Raw genomic sequence first — 16,602 nt, 5'->3', positions numbered from 1 at the left:
CCGACGCACTAATTGGGGAGGACGGATCGGCGACTCTGATGTAATATACCCGGCGGATTATTGAGAACGCACGCTGCTCCAACCGCTCGGGGCAGATGCGGTGCTACAGTCGATGGTGGGAAGGGCGGACGATCTGGACAGATGACGTGAAGACACGAGCGACATGGCGGAGCAGACAACGCTACGGGGCGTATGGGGATTATTGCTTTTTTGTATCGCTAACGTATAGGAGCGTCCCCCGGCCACCCCGCTGGGGGCGCGACAGAGAAAGCCGCCGGACGTCATCAGACTGGAGGGCGCAAGAGATTGATGTTTGATTCAGCGCGGCGCGGCGTGCCTCCATCCGACACGACGCTGTTGAGAGTCCGTCTCCTCGGCAATATGGAAGCCCGATCCCTCGTGGGGGAGAGTCTCCTTCCCGTCGGGGGCAAGACGCGGGGGCTGCTGGCGATCCTGGCGCTCGCCGATCGCCGGCCCGTCTCCCGCGCGCAACTGGCCGCGCTGCTCTGGAGCCGCCGCCCCGACGATCTGGCCCGGGCGTCTCTGCGGCAGGAAATTCATCGCCTGCTCAGCGCTCTCGGGCCGTTCGGCGTGGATATCATCGACGTCCAGCGCCATGCCCTGACGCTGAAACCCGCCTTGACCTCGGTCGATGTGGAACGCCTTTACGCCGGGGGGCTGGCCGCTCTTGACGAACTGGAGTTCCCTCTCAAGCCGCTGCTGCACGATCTCGGCAATATCGACCCCGCATTCGACCTCTGGCGCGAGGAGCATGCGGCGCGGATCGTCAAGCATGTGGAAAAGGTTCTGATCGCCGCGGTTCAGGAGCATTCCGACCCGGCCGTCCGCCTGCAGGCCGCCGAGCGCCTGCTGACGCTCGACGCATGCAGCGAGCCCGGCTGGCGCGGCCGCATCGAGGCGACGCTCGCGCAGGGCGACGAGACCAAGGCGCTGCTTCATGCCGAGGAGGCCCTGCGCTTCTTCCAGAGCCGGACGGGCCAGCCGCCCGGCCCGGCGACGCTGCGCGTGATCGACGCCCTGCGCGCGAGGCGGCCGAATGCCGGGGAGCATCTGGAGACGCCGCCGCTCGACACGCCGAGCGCGACTCTCGGGGAGATTTTGCTGACCCCGACGCTTCCCACCGTCGCAACGCTCATGGCGCTGCCGATCGAATCGCCGGACCCCGCTTTCGCGCCCGCCGTCGAGGCGATTCTGGACGGTCTCGACGAGATGCTCGTCACGCACCAGTTCCTGAGGGTCATTCCGCCGCCGGAGCATCCGGGCGCCATGCAGGAGGAGCTGGGCTTCGCCCGGAAGGCGGGCGCGCAATTCGTCCTTCGCGGCATGCTGCGCATCGGCGTGTCGGGCGCGCGTTTCGTCACGCGTCTGCTGGACGTCTCGCGCGAGGTGCCGACGATCGTCTGGGCTGCGAGCATCGATCTGCCCGAACCGACGGTCATCGAAGCGCAGGACGAGATGCGGCGGCGCGTCCGCCCGCTGGTCGAGGCGCTCTGCTGGGCGGTGTTGCAGCATGAGGGCCGCCGCAGCGCCAGCCGCCCTGCGCGGGAACTGAATGCGGGCGGCCTCGTGCTGCGCGCCCTGATGCTGACTCTGCGCTGCGACAACCGCCTGATCGACGAAATCGAGATGCTCCTGAGTCGTGCGGCGCGGCTGGATGCGGAGTCGCCGCTCTTTTGTTTCGTATCCGCACTGTTCGAGCTGGGCCGGGTCACCATCTTCCTTCAGGACGACGAGACGGCGGGGATGGAGCGGCTGTTATCCGCGATCCAGCGCTATCAGCTCGTCTCGCCGGAAAACGGCTGGGCGTTGCTGCTGATGGCGATGCAATCCCTGCTGACGCCCGGCCAGACGGAAAAGGCCGCAATCTTCATCGATATCCACCGGCAGCGTGTCGTCGCCGGTCAGGAGCCGAACGTCCCTTTGGGCGCCGTGATGGACGCGATCATGGCCTTGCGCGAGGGACGGAAGGACGAAGCGGTCGAGGTGCTCGCCCTCTACATCGCGATGCGCCACGAGATACCTGTCGCGGTTCTGTCGGATGCGACGGCCGCCCTGCTGCTCTTCCTCGTCGGGCAGGCGGAGGAGGCGCGCCGGCTGATCACGCTGGTCGTCGGGCTCTACCCCCGCAACACCCTTGCGCTGGTCTATCGTCTGGCGATGGAGGCGGCCATCGACTCGCCTTCCACGACCGAGGCGCGCATGCAACTGCGCCGGACCAGTCCGGAACTGGGCGTCGAGCGGATTCTGGCCACGCATGGTTTTCTCCCTGACGCCGATCTGGCCTGGCTTTCGGCCTCGTTGCGCAAGGCGGGGCTGCCGGACAAGGCGGAGGCAGGTCTCGTCGGGGCCGGCATCGTGGCGACGGGGCCGCTTGGCGGGGCCGGTGCGTCGGGATATGTAGGCTGATGCGCAAGGCGGCTTCGTGCCAGTCGCCCTTTCCGTCATCCGGCCCCGGCCGCCCTTGAAGGGTCATCATGTCGCTCATGCTTCGTTCGACCGTCTTCTCTACGTCTTTGGGCAGCGCAGCCCGTCCTGCCATGCGCGGAGGGGCGGCCTTCGCCGCGCTCCTGGCGCTTGCGGGATGCGGCACCGCCCGGAATCCAGGCGGGCTGGCCGCGCCGCGCAACCATCTGGCCGAATTCGATCGCGGCGCGACGGGCGGGGACGACCAGTTGCAGGGCGGGGTGAACGCCTATCTCTGGCGCGGGGCGATCGACACGCTTTCCTTCATGCCGCTCGCCTCGGCGGATGCGGTCGGCGGCGTGATCCTCACCGACTGGTATCAGCCGCCCGCGACGAACGGGGAGCGCTTCAAGATCGTGGCGTATGTGCTTGACCGCCGCCTGCGCTCGGACGCGCTTCGGATCTCCGTGTTCCGGCAGGTGAAGCAGGATGGCGAATGGGTGGATACGCCGGTCGCGACGAATACGGTCTCCGACATCACGGCGCGGATTCTGAGCCGCGCGCGGCAGCTTCGCGCCGATAACGGCGATCGCGACTGAGGCCGGGACACACGCCGGAGCCACGGTGAATCCGACAAGCCTCGCCGTCGCGGGCGGGGCGTTTTTCTGCAGAAGGTTGGGCCGCGTGGCGGGCGCGGCGCATGATGGATGACATGAACGAGAACGAGACGGCTGCCGTCGATTCCAGATTGAGCTTCGATTTCGCGGAGGCCGAGCCGCGCTGGCAGCAGGCATGGGCGCGGGCGCGCTCTTTCGCGGCGGCGGACCATCCGCCCGCGGACAGGCCGAAATACTACGTGCTGGAGATGTTTCCCTACCCCTCCGGCCAGCTTCACATGGGCCATGTGCGCAATTACGCCCTGGGCGACGTGGTGGCGCGCTACAAGCGGGCGAAAGGCTTCTCGGTGCTGCATCCGATGGGCTGGGACGCTTTCGGCCTGCCCGCAGAGAACGCCGCCCGGGAGCGCGGCGTGCATCCCGGGGCCTGGACGATGGACAATATCGCCGCCATGCGCGGTACGTTGCAGCGTCTTGGCTTTTCGCTGGACTGGGACCGCGAGATCGCGACCTGCCTGCCGGACTATTACGGCAGGCAGCAGAAGCTGTTCCTCGACATGTGGCGCGCGGGGCTGGTCGAGCGCAAGGAATCGGCGGTCAACTGGGACCCGGTGGACCAGACCGTTCTGGCCAACGAGCAGGTCGTGGACGGGCGCGGCTGGCGGTCCGGAGCGCTGATCGAGAAGAAGCGCCTGTCGCAGTGGTTCCTGAAGATCACGGATTTCGCTGGGCCGCTGCTCGAAGGGCTCGAAACGCTCGATCGCTGGCCCGCGCGCGTTCGCGTGATGCAGGAACGCTGGATCGGACGGTCAGAGGGCGCGCGGCTGCGTTTCCCGCTCGAAGCGCCGCCGGACGGGTTCGATGGCGATCTCGATGCGGTGGAGGTGTTCACCACGCGGCCGGACACACTGTTCGGCATGAGCTTCGTGGCGATCGCGGCCGATCATCCGCTGGCCGCGAAAGTCGGGCGGCGCGACGCGGGCGCGCGGGCGTTCATCGAGGAATGCCAGCGTCTCGGCACGTCGGAAGAGGCGATCGAGATGGCGGAGAAGCGCGGCTACGACACCGGGCTGCGCGTCGCCAATCCGTTCCGGCCCGATCAGACCGTGCCCGTCTGGATCGCGAATTTCGTGCTGATGGAATACGGCACCGGCGCGGTGTTCGGCTGCCCGTGCGGCGACCAGCGCGATCTCGATTTCGCGCGCATATACGGCCTGCCGGTGGTGCCGGTCATCCTGCCGCCCGGCGAGGATGCGGAGAGCTTCACCATCGGCGCGACGGCGGTGACGGGCGAGGGCACGCTGATCCATTCCGGCTTCCTCGACGGGCTGAGCACGACTGAAGGCAAGCGCCGCGCCATCGAGCGTCTGGAGGCCATGGGCGTCGGGCATGGTGTGGTGAACTGGCGTCTGCGCGACTGGGGCATTTCCCGCCAGCGCTACTGGGGTTGCCCGATCCCGGTCATCCACTGCGAGACCTGCGGCGCGGTGCCCGTGCCGGACGACCAGCTTCCGGTGGTGCTGCCGGAAGACGTGACCTTCGACCGGCCGGGCAATCCGCTCGACCACCACCCGACATGGAAGCATGTCGCGTGCCCGAAATGCGGTCGCCCCGCGACGCGCGAGACCGACACCTGCGACACGTTCGTCGACAGTTCCTGGTATTTCGCGCGCTTCACCGCGCCGCATGCCGGGACGCCGACCGATGTGGCGGCGGCGGATGCGTGGCTGCCGGTGGATCAGTATATCGGTGGCATCGAGCATGCGATCCTGCATCTGCTTTATGCCCGTTTCTTCACCCGCGCGATGCATGAGACGGGGCATCTCAACGTGGACGAGCCCTTCGCCGGGCTCTTCACCCAGGGCATGATCACCCATGAAAGTTATCGCGACGCTGGCGGCTGGCTGGCGCCGGAGGATGTCGAGAAGCGCGGCGACGGCATGGTGCGGCGCGACAACGGTCAGCCGGTCACGGTCGGCCGCTCGGAAAAAATGTCCAAGTCCAAGCGTAACACGGTGTCGCCCACGGCCATCGTCGAGCGTTTCGGTGCGGATACGGCGCGCTGGTTCGTGCTGTCCGACAGCCCGCCCGAGCGGGACATGGAATGGACGGAGGCGGGCGTCGCCGCCGCCGCGCGCTTCGGCCAGAGGCTGTTCCGTCTGGTTGCGGGCGTCGCGGCGCGGGACGGGGCCGCATCCGCGCACGGGCCGGGCGGCGAGGAACTGCGCCGCGCCACGCATCGGACCATCGCCGCCGTCACCGAGGCGCTGGAAAGTTTCACGCCGAACGTCGCCGTCGCGCGCATCCACGAACTGACCTCGGCGCTGGTGGAGGCGGAGAAATCCGACGCTCCCGGCGTCGCGGCGGCGCGACGCGAGGCGGCGACGGCGCTCTGCCTGCTCTGCGCGCCGATGCAGCCGCATCTGGCCGAGGAGATGATGGCGCTGCTGGAGCCGGGCGGCCCGATGGTGGTCGAACGGCCTTGGCCGGAGGCCGAGCCCGAACTGCTGACGGTGACGCGGATCACGCTGGGCGTGCAGGTGATGGGCAAGCTGCGCGGCACGATCGAGGTCGCGCCGGACGCGCCCGCCGCGGAGGTGTTGGCGCTCGCGGAGGCCGAGCCGAACGTGGCGCGCATGCTGGAGGGCAAGCGTATCGTCAAGCGGGTGCATGTGCCCAACCGAATCGTCAATTTCGTCGTGGCGGGCTGAGACGATGCGTCGCGCGCTTCCCCTTCTGCTGCTTCTGGGAGGTTGCGGCTTCCAGCCGCTCTATGGCCAGCAGGGGAGCGGCGTGGATGCCGCGCAACAGTTGCAGGATGTCTATGTCGCCAACATCCCCGGGCGCGCCGGGCAGGAACTCCGCCTCGCCTTGCAGGAGACGTTGGGAGGGGCGAGCCAGCAGGCGCCGGAAGGGTACACGTTGAGGGTCGCTCCCGGTTTCGGGGCGCAGTCGATCGACATTCACCCGGACAATACGTCCGGACGGATGCGCGAGACGGGCTCGGCGCACTGGCAGCTTTATACCGTCGCGGACATCCCCGTCCTGCTGGCGGAAGGCGACGCCTCGACGCTCGACGGCATCAACACCCAGTACGAACAATATTTCGCCCTGACGCTGAACCACGAGACGGCGCAAGGGCGTGTCGCCAAGACCCTTGCGACGGATATCGCCCAGCAGGTCGCCGTCTGGTTCCGTTCCCACGTGAAGCCTGCCCAGGCCAACATGCAGGATCGGGCAAGCTATTTCGATCCCAACGGCATGCCGACGGCGAACGGACAGCCGACGCAGAAGGCCGGACCTGACGGCGTTCCGGCGGCGGCGACGGGGCGGGACGGGTCTCCGCTCGGTCTCAGTGCACCGTAACGTGGCATGAAGATCGATGCGCGCGGAGCGGCGAAGGCGCTGGCCGAGGCGGGAAAGTGGCGCGTCATCCTGTTGCATGGCGAGGATACCGGGCTGATCCGCGAACGCGCGGCCCGGGCGGTCACGGTCGTAGCGGAGAGCCTCGACGATCCTTTCCGCGTTGCCGCACTCGACCGCGACGCGCATGACCGGCTGGAGGAGGAGACCGGCGCGCTCTCCCTGATCGGCGGGCGGCGTGCGGTCTGGGTACGCGAAGGGGGAGACTCGCTCCTGCCGGGGGTGCAGCGCGCGCTCGCGGTCGAGTCCGACACGCTGGTGGTGATCGAGGCGCCCGGCCTCGCCTCGCGCTCCAGGCTGCGCGCCGCCCTGGAAGCGGAGAAGCGCGCGGCGGTGATCGGCTGCTATCCGGAGGAGGGCCGCGCGCTGGCCGCGAGCGTCGGCGACATGCTGGCGGCGGAAAACGTGCGGATCGACCGTGACGCGCTGGTCTGGCTGACCGGCCATCTGGGCGCGGATCGCGCGGCGGTGCGTGGCGAGATCGCCAAGCTCGCGCTCTATGCCGGGCCGGGCGGGGCGCTGACTCTGGACGATGTGCAGGATTGCATCGGCGATGCGGGCGGGGCGACGCTGGAGGACGCGACCAGCGCCGCGCTGGCCGGAGACCGCGCGGCGGCGGATCTGGCGCTCGAACGCGCGCTGGCGGACGGGATCGCGCCGGTCGGCGTGGCGCGCGGCTGCCTGAGCGCGCTGACGCGGCTGCTGCGCGTGGTGCTTGCGGTCGAGAGCGGCGTCTCTCGCGCCGAGGCGGTCAAGGCGCTGCGGCCGCCGGTCTTCTTCAAGCGGGCCGAACGGTTCGACGTGGCGCTCGATCGCTGGAACGGCCCCGCCCTGCGGCGCGCTCTGGCCGAGACGCAGGCGCTCGAACTGGCCTGCAAACAGACGGGCAGCCCGGATCTCGTCCTGTGCCGCCGCCATGTCGCCATGCTGAGCGCCGGACCGCGCGCGCTGCCCGTCCGCTGAAGGCGTGCGACAAACGGGGCGCTCAGGCTGACGACCGCCGGGCGGCGACGAGGCCCAGCAGCAGCGCGTTCAGGATCAGGCCGGGAAAGGCCGGATTGACTCCGTACAACCCGATGGACGCCTCGCGCAGGACGAGCGACAGGGCGAGACCGCAGACTGCGCCCAGCAGGACGCCGCCTGAGGGCAGGCGACGATTCGCGAGGATGGCGGCCAGACCGGGCAGGAGTTGCACGAGTCCGAGATAGAACAGCGTGTTGAGATTGGCGATGAGCACGCTGTGCCACGCCGCCCCGGCGACCGAGAGCACCAGATAGCTCGCGGCGACGACGACCCCGACCGGACGTTGCCGCCGCGGCGGAAGGCCGGGGAGCAGGTCGCGCGTGACGATGGCGGAGAGCGCGAGGCAGACCGCCCCCAGCCAGACCAGCGCCGTGAGCGCCACGCCCGCCAGGACGACGCCCTGCGCCCAGTCGGGCAGGACGGTCGCCGCCACCGCCAGGAATACGCCGTCCGCCGGTTCGCGCGCGACGTCATGGGTGAGGGCGTAGCAGGCGACGGCGAAGAGCAGGGGAAAGAGCAGCATATAGAGCGGCAGCCAGAGCTGCGCCCGGCGGATCGTCTGCGGATCGCGCGCGGAAAAGACCGAGACGACGGTTTGCGGCGCGATGCAGAATCCGGCCGACTGGATGAGGATCGTGCTGAGCGCGAAGAGCGTCTCCCTGACCGGAGACACGTCCGCCTCGCCCTGAAAGGCGCGGGCCACCGGCATGAGCGCGTGATGCGGCCAGGCCAGCAGCGCCGCCGCCGCGACGCCGAGCACCGCCGTCAGCATCAGCACGTCCTTGAGCACCGACACGAAGGCCGCGCCCCGCAGCCCGGCCAGCGCCACGAACAGCAGCGCCAGCGCCGCGGCGAGGAGATTGAGTCCCGCCTTGCCCCCGTCCGGCAGAAGCCGCGTCAGCACGGCGTCCAGCCCCACGATCTGCATTGTTCCGAGCGGCAGCATCAGCAGGACGAGCAGTACGGCCACGCAGCGGCCCAGAGTCGCGCTCCCGAAATGCGTGCGGAACAGCGCGGGGAGGGTGATCGCCCCGCTGCGCTGCCCGGCGCGCCAGATGAGCGGATAGAGCAGGAAGCCGACCGGGGCCGCGAGCAGGATATACCCGACGAACCAGACGGCCAGCCCCGGCCCTTTCGCCACCACGCCACCGGGGAAACCGAGGACGGAGCCGATCGAATAGGTTTCGCCGACCGAGAGGAGGAAGAAGAGGATCGCGCCGAATTGTCCGCGCGCCGCGAAGAAGCTGCGCGGGTCCCGTGACGGGTGGCCGGTTCGGGCGCCGATCGCGAGGGCGAGCGCCAGCAGCAGCACCGGAACGAACCCGGCGATCATGGCGAACGGCTCATGAGGCGCGACTCATGGGGTGCGACTGGCGAGGAACAGGCAGAGCGCGGTCAGGGGCAGGCAGCCGAACAGCCAGAGCACGGCGGCGGGCAGCCCGAACCATTGCGCGCGGGTGAGCAGGAGCACCGTCACCGGGCCCAGGATTCCCGCCGCGGGAAGGCCGAGCGCGAGCAGCCCGCGCGCGAGCGGTCTCGGACCGTTCCGGCTCAAAGGGTCGTCCAGGCTTTCGCCCTCATCCCGGGCGGTGTCGTCGCGGAATAGACGCCGCGCGCGATGGCCCGCGCCAGCACATCCGCCGCCAGCGCCCCGATCCGCGCTACGGTAAGGTCGCGCGCCAGCAGCGTGCCCGAAGAGGGAATCGCCTTGCGGCCCGTCGAGAGGGCGAAGACGATGTCGCCGTCGAAGGGCGAGTGGACCGGCCGGATCGCGCGCGGCAGGCCGTCCTGCGCCATGATGGCCACGCGCTTGAGCTCGTCGGGGTCGAGAGTCATGTCGGTGGCGACGCAGGCGATGGTGGTGTTCGCACGCGGCTCCGGGTTGAGCTTGGCCAGCCCCCAGTCCTCGCCCTGAGCATGGGTGTCCGGCGGCCCGAGGCCGCCGAATTCCTTGCCGATCTCGAAAGCCCCCGCCCAGAACCGCTTGCCGCCGGGCGCGATGACGGAACCGAGGCTGTTGCAGGCGACGATCGCGCCGACTGTCATGCCGTCATGGGTCACGTAGGAGGCCGAGCCCAGCCCGCCCTTGAGACGCCCGGCCGTCGCGCCATAGCCGGCGCCATGGGTGCCGAGCGGGAAATCGAGGCCGGCTTCCAGAACGGCGGCGCGTCCGAGCGCGCGATAGGGCGGCGTCTCGCCCCAGTTCTTGTCGCCGCCGCTGGCGAGGTCGAAGAGAATGGCGGCGGGCACAACCGGGGAGGGCGGCACGCCGGGCTGGTGAACGAGCGCGAACCCCCGACCTTGCGCGCCGAGCCACGTTGCGACGCCGTCCGCGCTCGCCAGACCGTAGACCGAGCCGCCGGACAGGACGACGGCGTCCACGGAACGGACGAGATTCTGCCCCGCCAGCGCGTCCGTCTCCCGCGTGCCGGGGCCGCCGCCGCGCACATCCACCGCCGCCGCCGCGCGCGCCTCCGGCAGGATGACCGTGACGCCGGTGCAGGCGCGGGGATCGTCCGCCCAGCCGACGCGCAGCCCCGCGACATCCGTGATCAGGTTGCGCGGTCCGGGCTGGCCGTAAGGCCCCGCCGCGAGGGCGGGTGTCGCGATCAGCGCCGCGCCGCCGGTCAGAAAATCACGCCGTCTCATGATGCTTGCGCCCTTTGCATGGTTCCGCCGCGCCTCTCAATATTTCGCGGCGAACCGGAGGCCCCATGTCGCGGGCATGCCGGCCAGGGCGATATTGTCTCCGCTGAGGAAGAAATTGCGTGTGACGTCATACTGCCTGTCGAAAATATTGTTGCCGAAGGCGTTGAACGACCACCAGCCCTTGCGCGGGGCGATGGAGGCGGTCAGCCCCCAGAGCGTATAGCCTGCCACGTTGTACATCGGCCCGAAAAGCGAATAATAGATCGTGCGCAGGCTGTAATTGATCCCCAGCGAGGCGTCGTAGCGGCCCATCCGCCAGCGATAGGTCGCGGAGCCGTTGAAGGTCAGTTTCGGAGCGGGCAGGGCGACGCCCCTGCGGTTCTGATAGACTGCCTGATAGCTGTTGCCGACCTTTTCCGCGCTGTAGACGGCGTTGAACCGGTCGAACTGCCCGATCGCCCAGCTTCCGGATTGTCTCAGGGTCAGGCCGTCGAGCGGCGACCAGTCGATCTCGAACTCGCCGCCCGCGAGATGGGAGCGCGGCGCGTTGACGATCGCGCCGATCAGCCCCGTCTGCGCGTTGACGACGGCGGATTGCACCTGCTGGTCATGATAGTCGTAGTAAAAGGCCGCGACGTTCAGCCGCAGATGCGCCTCCGGAATGTCGAGTTTGTTGCCGATTTCATAGGCCAGCAGCTTTTCCGGCTGATACGGCGCGGAGGCGGCATGCGCGTTGCTGGTGTTATAGGTCGTGAACCCGCCGGAATTGATGCCGCGCGAAACGGAGGCGTAGAGCATGTCGTCGCGCGTCGGCGTGTACTGCAACTGCACTTTCCATGACGGGAGCGTATAGACCAGCGATCGCTTGGCGATCGCGTTCGACGGATTGAGCACGTTGCCGTCGGGAGCGAAAGAATAGGCGCGGAAATTATGCAGGTCGCGCGCCTCGTGTTCGACGCGCAGGCCACCGGTCAGGGAGAGATTGGAGCGAATCCTGTAGGTCGCCTGGCCGAAGCCGCTGAGCGTGTTCACCTTCTCGCTGTAGAACACGCCCTGCATGACGTGATACGAGTCGAGAAAGCCGGAGAAATACTGATCGGCCAGATATTCGTTGGCGTAATAGATGCCCGCGATCCAGTTCAGCCGATGATCGCCCCTGGAGACGAGGCGCAGCTCGTTCTGAAACACGTTGGCGCGGCTCCTGAAGGCGACATCCGCCACGTTCAGGGACGTGCCGTCGAAATTATCGTATTCGTGGCGGTCCGCCACGTTATAGCTGGCGAGATTGGTCAGGGTGGCGAAGGGCAGGCTCTGGTCGAGGCGGATATTCGCGCCGCCGGTGTCGATATGATGATAGGGCTTCTGGTCGGGCGTCACACCGATCAGCTTCGCGAAGGCGGTCGAAGTGCCCCAATGGGTGATGTCGCGGTCATGGTCCTGCGGCAGGACGGGGCCGCCGGGGTTGGTCGCCGCGATCGTGGTGAGCGGGGAGAAGAGATGCAGCCCCGCCGCGTCCGAGCGGTCGATGCTGCCGTGAAGGTCGATCTGCGCCTTGAGCGTGTCGGAGAGGCGCAGATCGGTGAGCCAGCGCAGGGCGGTGCGGTTCACATTGCCCAGATGCGCGCCCTGGTCGTCATATTGCCATGCGCCGCCCTGCTGGCTTTCCCCGGCCAGCCGCATCTTCACGCCGCGCGCGACGGGGCCGGAGAGATATCCGTCATATTTCGTCGCGCTGAAGGCGCCGAACTGCACGTCCGCCCCGGCGTGAAAGCTGTCCGTCGGCTGGTTCACGACGAAATTGATCGTGCCCGCCGTCGTGTTGCGCCTGTAGAGCGTGCCCTGCGGCCCGCGCAGCACCTCGACGCGGCTGACGTCGAAGATCAGCCCGTTCGTCGCCCATGTCACCGGGTTGGAGACTTCGTTGATATAAATGCCGACGGGCGAAACGTTCGAGGAGCCGTAATCATGATGGCCGACGCCGCGAAGCTCGAAATCCGGCTGGCCGCTGCCGAATTGCGGCGTCATTTGCAGCGAGGGCGTGAGATATTGCAGGTCGAACACATCATTCACGTTGCGGGCGGCCAATTCCCGTGCCGAAATGATGCTCAGCGACGTGCCGATCTTCTGCGGGTCCGCCTGACGCCGCTCCGCGGTCACGGTGATCTCCTCGAGGCGGCTGGCCGGCTGGGCGGGCACCTGCCGGTCTTTCGGCGTGAGCGGCTTCCTGTGCCCATGCGGCGAGGGTGCGGCGATCGCAATATCCGTCCAGGCCGCGGTGGCGAGCAGCGTCGTCGCGCAGAAGGCAAAACGCTGGGCGCGCTGGGAGGGGCATCTGGTCATCCCGGGTTTTTACCATAGGATGACTCAGGAAGGAAGTCCCGTCAGAAACGTTGTGAGATGCCCGTGAGAATAGTGCGCCGCAACCCATATTGTGGCGCGCCGACGCCTATTCCGGTGCCGGAACGCAACTCGTACCGCTTGTCGAAGAGGTTGGTGACGTCCAGGCGGAACTGGGTGCGTTTGAGGAACGGGACGTGGAACAGATCCCTGAAGCTCTGCACCAGCGCGAGGTTGAAGGTCTCGTATTGCGGAATGGACGCGCCGTTGGGGATGTCCGAATCCTGACGCAGGCCGGAGCCGTACACCATGGTGGCCGAAAGCATCAGCGGGTGGCCCGTCTTGTGCCAGAAGCGATAGCTCGCGCCCGCCGAGGCGGTCCAGCGCTGGTCATGGTCGAGATGAATCCAGTGCTGCTGGATATAGGCGAGGTCGGCGGGGCCGAAATTCCATTGGGCGGAGTCGATGTCCTTGCCGATGGCGCGCGACCAGGCGAAGTTGCCGTAGACGCTGAACGGCCCGCGCTCGTAATCGGTCGCGACCTCGTAGCCGTTCACCTGGCCGCGCCGGTAATTGAAGGCGGACAGGATGATGGGCGAGCCGAACTGCCCTTCGTCGATCAGATTCTTGGCGAGCTTCACATAGGCGTCGAACGAGGCGTGCCAGCCGGGAAGGATTTCCTGGGCGAAACCGGCGTCGAAATAATGGTCGCGCTCGGCCTTGACCGTCGTGTCCTGCAACGTTCCGGGAGCCGCCGAGGTGTTGGCGAATTTGTTGAGCTGCGTGCCGCCGACGAGTTCGAAGGGCGGCGGCGTGAAATAGCGCGAATAACCGGCGTGGAACGTTCCGCCGCGCCACGGGCGCCAGACGATATTGACGCGCGGGCTGACCTGCTTGGAATGGGTATATTCGTCCACCCCGTCGAAGCGCAGCCCGTAATTGACGGTCAGATTGCGCAGGGGCCGCCATTCGTCCTGCGCATAGAGCCCGTAGAGCCAGCCCGTGCGGCCGTTGCCGTCATGGATGTTGATCGTATTGCCGGAGTAGACGGGATTGCCTTCCGCATCCACGCCGGTCTGCGGATAGACGGTGGAGTCCGTCTTGGAGATGTTGCGTTCGACATAGATCTGATAGCCGAACCGCACCGTATGGGTCGGTGCCGCGCGCCAGGTGACGTCGGTCTGCGACCCTGAGGAAAAGACGGAGCGCTGGGCGCGTTGGGCGTTGCCGTTATAGATGAGGTCGCCCAGGGGGTCGGGCGAGTAGCCGAGCGAGGAATAGCGGGCGACCGCCGAGGTCTGGAGACTGATCGTGCGGCCGATGTCCTTCTGGAGCGAGAGGATGCCGAAATCGGTGATTTCCTTCTGCCGCTCGTTGAGGCTGGCGCTGTTCAGGCTGCCGTAGTTGCTTTGTTCGAGCGCGCTGCCGAGATAGTTCGGATTGGCGAACTGGCGTTGCTGTCCCGGATTGTTGGGCAACTGGTATTCGGCATTGGACACCCCGGTCGTCAGGCTGATCCGGGTGGTTTCGTTCGCCGTGTAGCGCAGATGGCCGAGATAGTGGTACTGGTTCGTCAGATCGTGCAGGGCGTTGAATTTCGGCGTCGGATTCTCGATGCCCACGCGGTTGTGCACGAAATCGCCGGTGGCGAAGTAGTCCCACTTGCCCGCATGGCCGCCATATTGAAGCGACGGAAAGAAATAGTCTCGCGCACCGCCATAGATCGAGGCGTTGCCGCCCGGGTCGGCGCTGCCGTTCTTCGTCGTGATGTCGATGACGCCCGCCTGAAGGAAGCCGTATTCGCTGGGCAGCGCGCCGGTGGTGAGCGACATGGAGTGCGCGAAGCGCGTCATGAGCGTCTGGCCGAACACGGCCATCCCCTCGGGGAGTTCGACGCCATCGAGGCGGAACTGGACCTCGTTATGGTCGCCGCGGATATGAATCTGCCCGTAACTGTCCTGCGCCACGCCCGGCGCTTGCAGGAGAACGTAGTTGAGCGGCGCGTTGTCGCCGCCGGGAATCGTTTCGATGTCCTTGCGGGACCAGCGATAGATCGTGGCGCCGGTCGAGGGCTGGAGAGCGGCGCGCTGCTGGTCGAGCTTCGCGTTGACGACGATATGTTCCTCGCCTGCCCTGACGCCTTCAGCGACCGTCTGGCGGGAGGAGCCGTTATCGAAGCTGGAGCGGCTGGCGACGAGAGGCGACGTGGCCTGCCGCGTGGGCGCCGGCGTCAGGGTGCGCGACGCCGGGGCCGCCGGAGTCTGGGCGCGTGTCGCCGGGGCTTCCTGTGCCTGGGCGAGCTCGGGCGTGACGAGGGCTGTGGCGGAAAGGAGGGCGAGAAGACGGGATGCAGCAGTCATGGGAAGAATGTATTTAGTATGATATAACATATCAACCATTTTCAAATCGTCTTCGAAAAAAAACCGGATGACCTCTGCATCGTTCTCAGGGCGACGCGGGTTCTTGCCGAAAGGAAATGCTTCGAAATGTCGTTGCGTGGGATTCATCATCGTATCGGGCGTTTGGGTATCGGGCGTCTGGCGGCTGTTTTCGCCCTGGCGGGGGGCGGCGCGCTGGCCCTGTCCGGCTGCGAGGGAACGGCGGCGGCCGGGCCCACTCCCGCCGGTATGCCGATCGCCGGATATGGCTATACCTGCAAGGCCGGGTTCTATACCTGCAAACTGCCGACTCGCGTGCCGCTGGGCGGTCCGTGCTCCTGCCCGGGAATCGGCGCGGCGTCCTATGGAAATGTCTTCCAGCCGTGATCTCTGTTTGTTCTTTCGTGGGCGGCCCTTTATACCGGAGTCCATGAGCCGGGCCAGACTCGGCCGGGATCGGGGAGGTTCGGGATGGACGGGTCGCTCGCCGGGATGATGCCGTGGATCGTCGCGTGTGTGGCGGTGCTCGTCGCGCTCGTGGGGTGGCTGCGCCCGCGCGCGGCGCAGGATGACGGCACGCGTGAGGCGCTGGTGCGGCTTGGCGCGGTGCAGGACCGGCTGATCGAGGATCGGCGGGCGGAGGCCGGGCGGGCGCAGCAGGCGCTGACGGATGTCGAGCGTGCGCTCTCGGGGCGGCTCGACCAGTTCCGGCTGGAGCTCACCGACCGTCTGGCCATGCTGTCGACCGGCCTCGGTCGCGATCAGGCCGAGGCGCGGGTGGCGCAGGCCGAGGCGCTGAAAGAGATGGCGCGCGTCAATGGCGAGCATCTCGAACGCATCCGCAAGACGGTGGACGAGCAGTTGCATCAGGCGGTCGAGAAGCAGATGCAATCCTCGTTCCAGCGTGTGGTCGAGCAGTTCACCCAGATGCAGAAGGCCATCGGCGAGGTCACGGCGGTCACGGCGCAGATCGGCGATCTCAAGCGGCTCTTTTCCAACGTCAAGACGCGCGGCGGGTGGGGAGAGGCGCAGTTGCGCGCCATTCTGGACGATGTCCTGCCGCCCGGCTCCTACGAGCACAACGCGCGGGTGGGGGAGGACGGGCAGGTGGTGGAGTTCGCCGTGCGGATGCCGGTGCGCGGCTCGGCGCCACCGGTGCTGGCGATCGACAGCAAGTTTCCGACCGAGGCGTACGAGCGTCTGCTGGAGGCGGTGGACCGCGCGGATGCCGAGGGCGAGCGCGCGGCGCGGCGCGGGCTGGACTCCGCCTTGCGGCTGGAGGCGCGCAAGATCGCCGAGAAATACATCCGCCCGCCGGTGACGGTGGAGTTCGCCGTCCTCTATCTGCCGACGGACGGACTCTATGCCGAGGTGGCGCGCGTGCCGGGGCTGATCGACGAGATCGGGCGCGTGCATCGGGTCATCGTCATGGGGCCGGCCCTGATTCCCGCCCTGCTGCGGACGGTGCATCTGGGCTACGTCACCCTGGCGCTGGAGGACCGGACGGAAACGATCTCCCGGCTGCTGGGCCTGACGCGGCAGGAGATGTTGAAGATGGACGCCGTGCTGGACCGGCTGGCGCGCAATGCAGGGGCGATGGGCAATACGATCGAGGAGGCGCGGCGGCGCACGCGTGTGCTCGGGCGCAAGTTGCGGGCCGTGGATGCGGTGCAGGAAGCCGAGGAAGACCTTCCGGAACTCGTCGAGACGACGGTGGAAGACTGAAGGAGGCACGACATGGCGTCCAGAAC

General features: G+C 67.5%; 12 protein-coding genes. 7 read left to right on the top strand and 5 right to left on the bottom strand.

The genetic code is table 11. The features are described from left to right. Positions 1-306: 306 nt before the first annotated feature. The 5 genes from EDC31_RS09870 (at position 307) to holA (ending at position 7,427) form a co-directional block, all read left to right on the top strand. Entirely contained in the window at positions 307-2,427 is a 2,121-nt protein-coding gene (locus tag EDC31_RS09870) for a hypothetical protein (RefSeq protein ID WP_132127020.1), read from the top strand. Between the two features lie 77 nt (positions 2,428-2,504). Then, on the top strand, positions 2,505-3,023 hold the full coding sequence (locus EDC31_RS09865) for a DUF3576 domain-containing protein (RefSeq protein WP_132127023.1): 519 nt from the start codon (positions 2,505-2,507) through the stop codon (positions 3,021-3,023). A gap of 113 nt (positions 3,024-3,136) precedes the next feature. Further along, the gene (leuS, locus tag EDC31_RS09860) at positions 3,137-5,752 is read left to right on the top strand and encodes a leucine--tRNA ligase (protein ID WP_042060480.1); all 2,616 of its coding nucleotides are present in this window, start codon (positions 3,137-3,139) and stop codon (positions 5,750-5,752) included. A gap of 4 nt (positions 5,753-5,756) precedes the next feature. Continuing rightward, positions 5,757-6,407: a lipoprotein gene (locus tag EDC31_RS09855; RefSeq protein ID WP_042060462.1), complete on the top strand. Its 651-nt coding sequence runs from the start codon at positions 5,757-5,759 to the stop codon at positions 6,405-6,407. 6 nt (positions 6,408-6,413) lie between these two features. Then, positions 6,414-7,427: a DNA polymerase III subunit delta gene (holA, locus tag EDC31_RS09850; RefSeq protein WP_042060461.1), complete on the top strand. Its 1,014-nt coding sequence runs from the start codon at positions 6,414-6,416 to the stop codon at positions 7,425-7,427. Between the two features lie 22 nt (positions 7,428-7,449). On the opposite strand, the gene EDC31_RS09845 is transcribed toward holA, so the two are convergent. From EDC31_RS09845 to EDC31_RS09825, 5 genes are read right to left on the bottom strand one after another with little or no spacing between them, the layout of a single operon-like run. Continuing rightward, on the bottom strand, positions 7,450-8,820 hold the full coding sequence (locus tag EDC31_RS09845; RefSeq protein ID WP_042060460.1) for a sodium:solute symporter family transporter: 1,371 nt from the start codon (positions 8,818-8,820) through the stop codon (positions 7,450-7,452). A gap of 24 nt (positions 8,821-8,844) precedes the next feature. Next, complete coding sequence (locus EDC31_RS09840) at positions 8,845-9,042, bottom strand: hypothetical protein (RefSeq protein ID WP_042060458.1); 198 nt, start codon at positions 9,040-9,042, stop codon at positions 8,845-8,847. After that, entirely contained in the window at positions 9,039-10,136 is a 1,098-nt protein-coding gene (locus tag EDC31_RS09835; RefSeq protein ID WP_042060456.1) for a P1 family peptidase, read from the bottom strand. The genes EDC31_RS09840 and EDC31_RS09835 overlap by 4 nt, the downstream gene beginning before the upstream one ends. A gap of 36 nt (positions 10,137-10,172) precedes the next feature. Next, on the bottom strand, positions 10,173-12,476 hold the full coding sequence (locus tag EDC31_RS09830; protein WP_081797755.1) for a TonB-dependent receptor: 2,304 nt from the start codon (positions 12,474-12,476) through the stop codon (positions 10,173-10,175). 41 nt (positions 12,477-12,517) lie between these two features. Next, positions 12,518-14,833 carry a TonB-dependent receptor gene (locus EDC31_RS09825; RefSeq protein WP_081797753.1) on the bottom strand — a complete coding sequence of 772 codons (2,316 nt, stop codon included), beginning with the start codon at positions 14,831-14,833 and terminating at the stop codon, positions 12,518-12,520. Between the two features lie 126 nt (positions 14,834-14,959). Here EDC31_RS09825 and EDC31_RS09820 point away from each other — a divergent pair, with 126 nt between their 5' ends. Together EDC31_RS09820 and EDC31_RS09815 are read left to right on the top strand one after the other, a co-directional pair. Continuing rightward, the gene (locus tag EDC31_RS09820) at positions 14,960-15,238 is read left to right on the top strand and encodes a hypothetical protein (RefSeq protein WP_042060452.1); all 279 of its coding nucleotides are present in this window, start codon (positions 14,960-14,962) and stop codon (positions 15,236-15,238) included. Between the two features lie 84 nt (positions 15,239-15,322). Next, positions 15,323-16,576 carry a DNA recombination protein RmuC gene (locus EDC31_RS09815; RefSeq protein ID WP_042060450.1) on the top strand — a complete coding sequence of 418 codons (1,254 nt, stop codon included), beginning with the start codon at positions 15,323-15,325 and terminating at the stop codon, positions 16,574-16,576. The last annotated feature ends 26 nt before the right edge of the window (positions 16,577-16,602 follow it).

This window comes from Acidomonas methanolica (genome assembly GCF_004346035.1).
Taxonomy (GTDB): Bacteria; Pseudomonadota; Alphaproteobacteria; order Acetobacterales; family Acetobacteraceae; genus Acidomonas; species Acidomonas methanolica.
The sequence above is the reverse complement of the archived record's forward strand: the minus strand, read 5'-3'. Positions and strand labels throughout refer to the sequence as shown.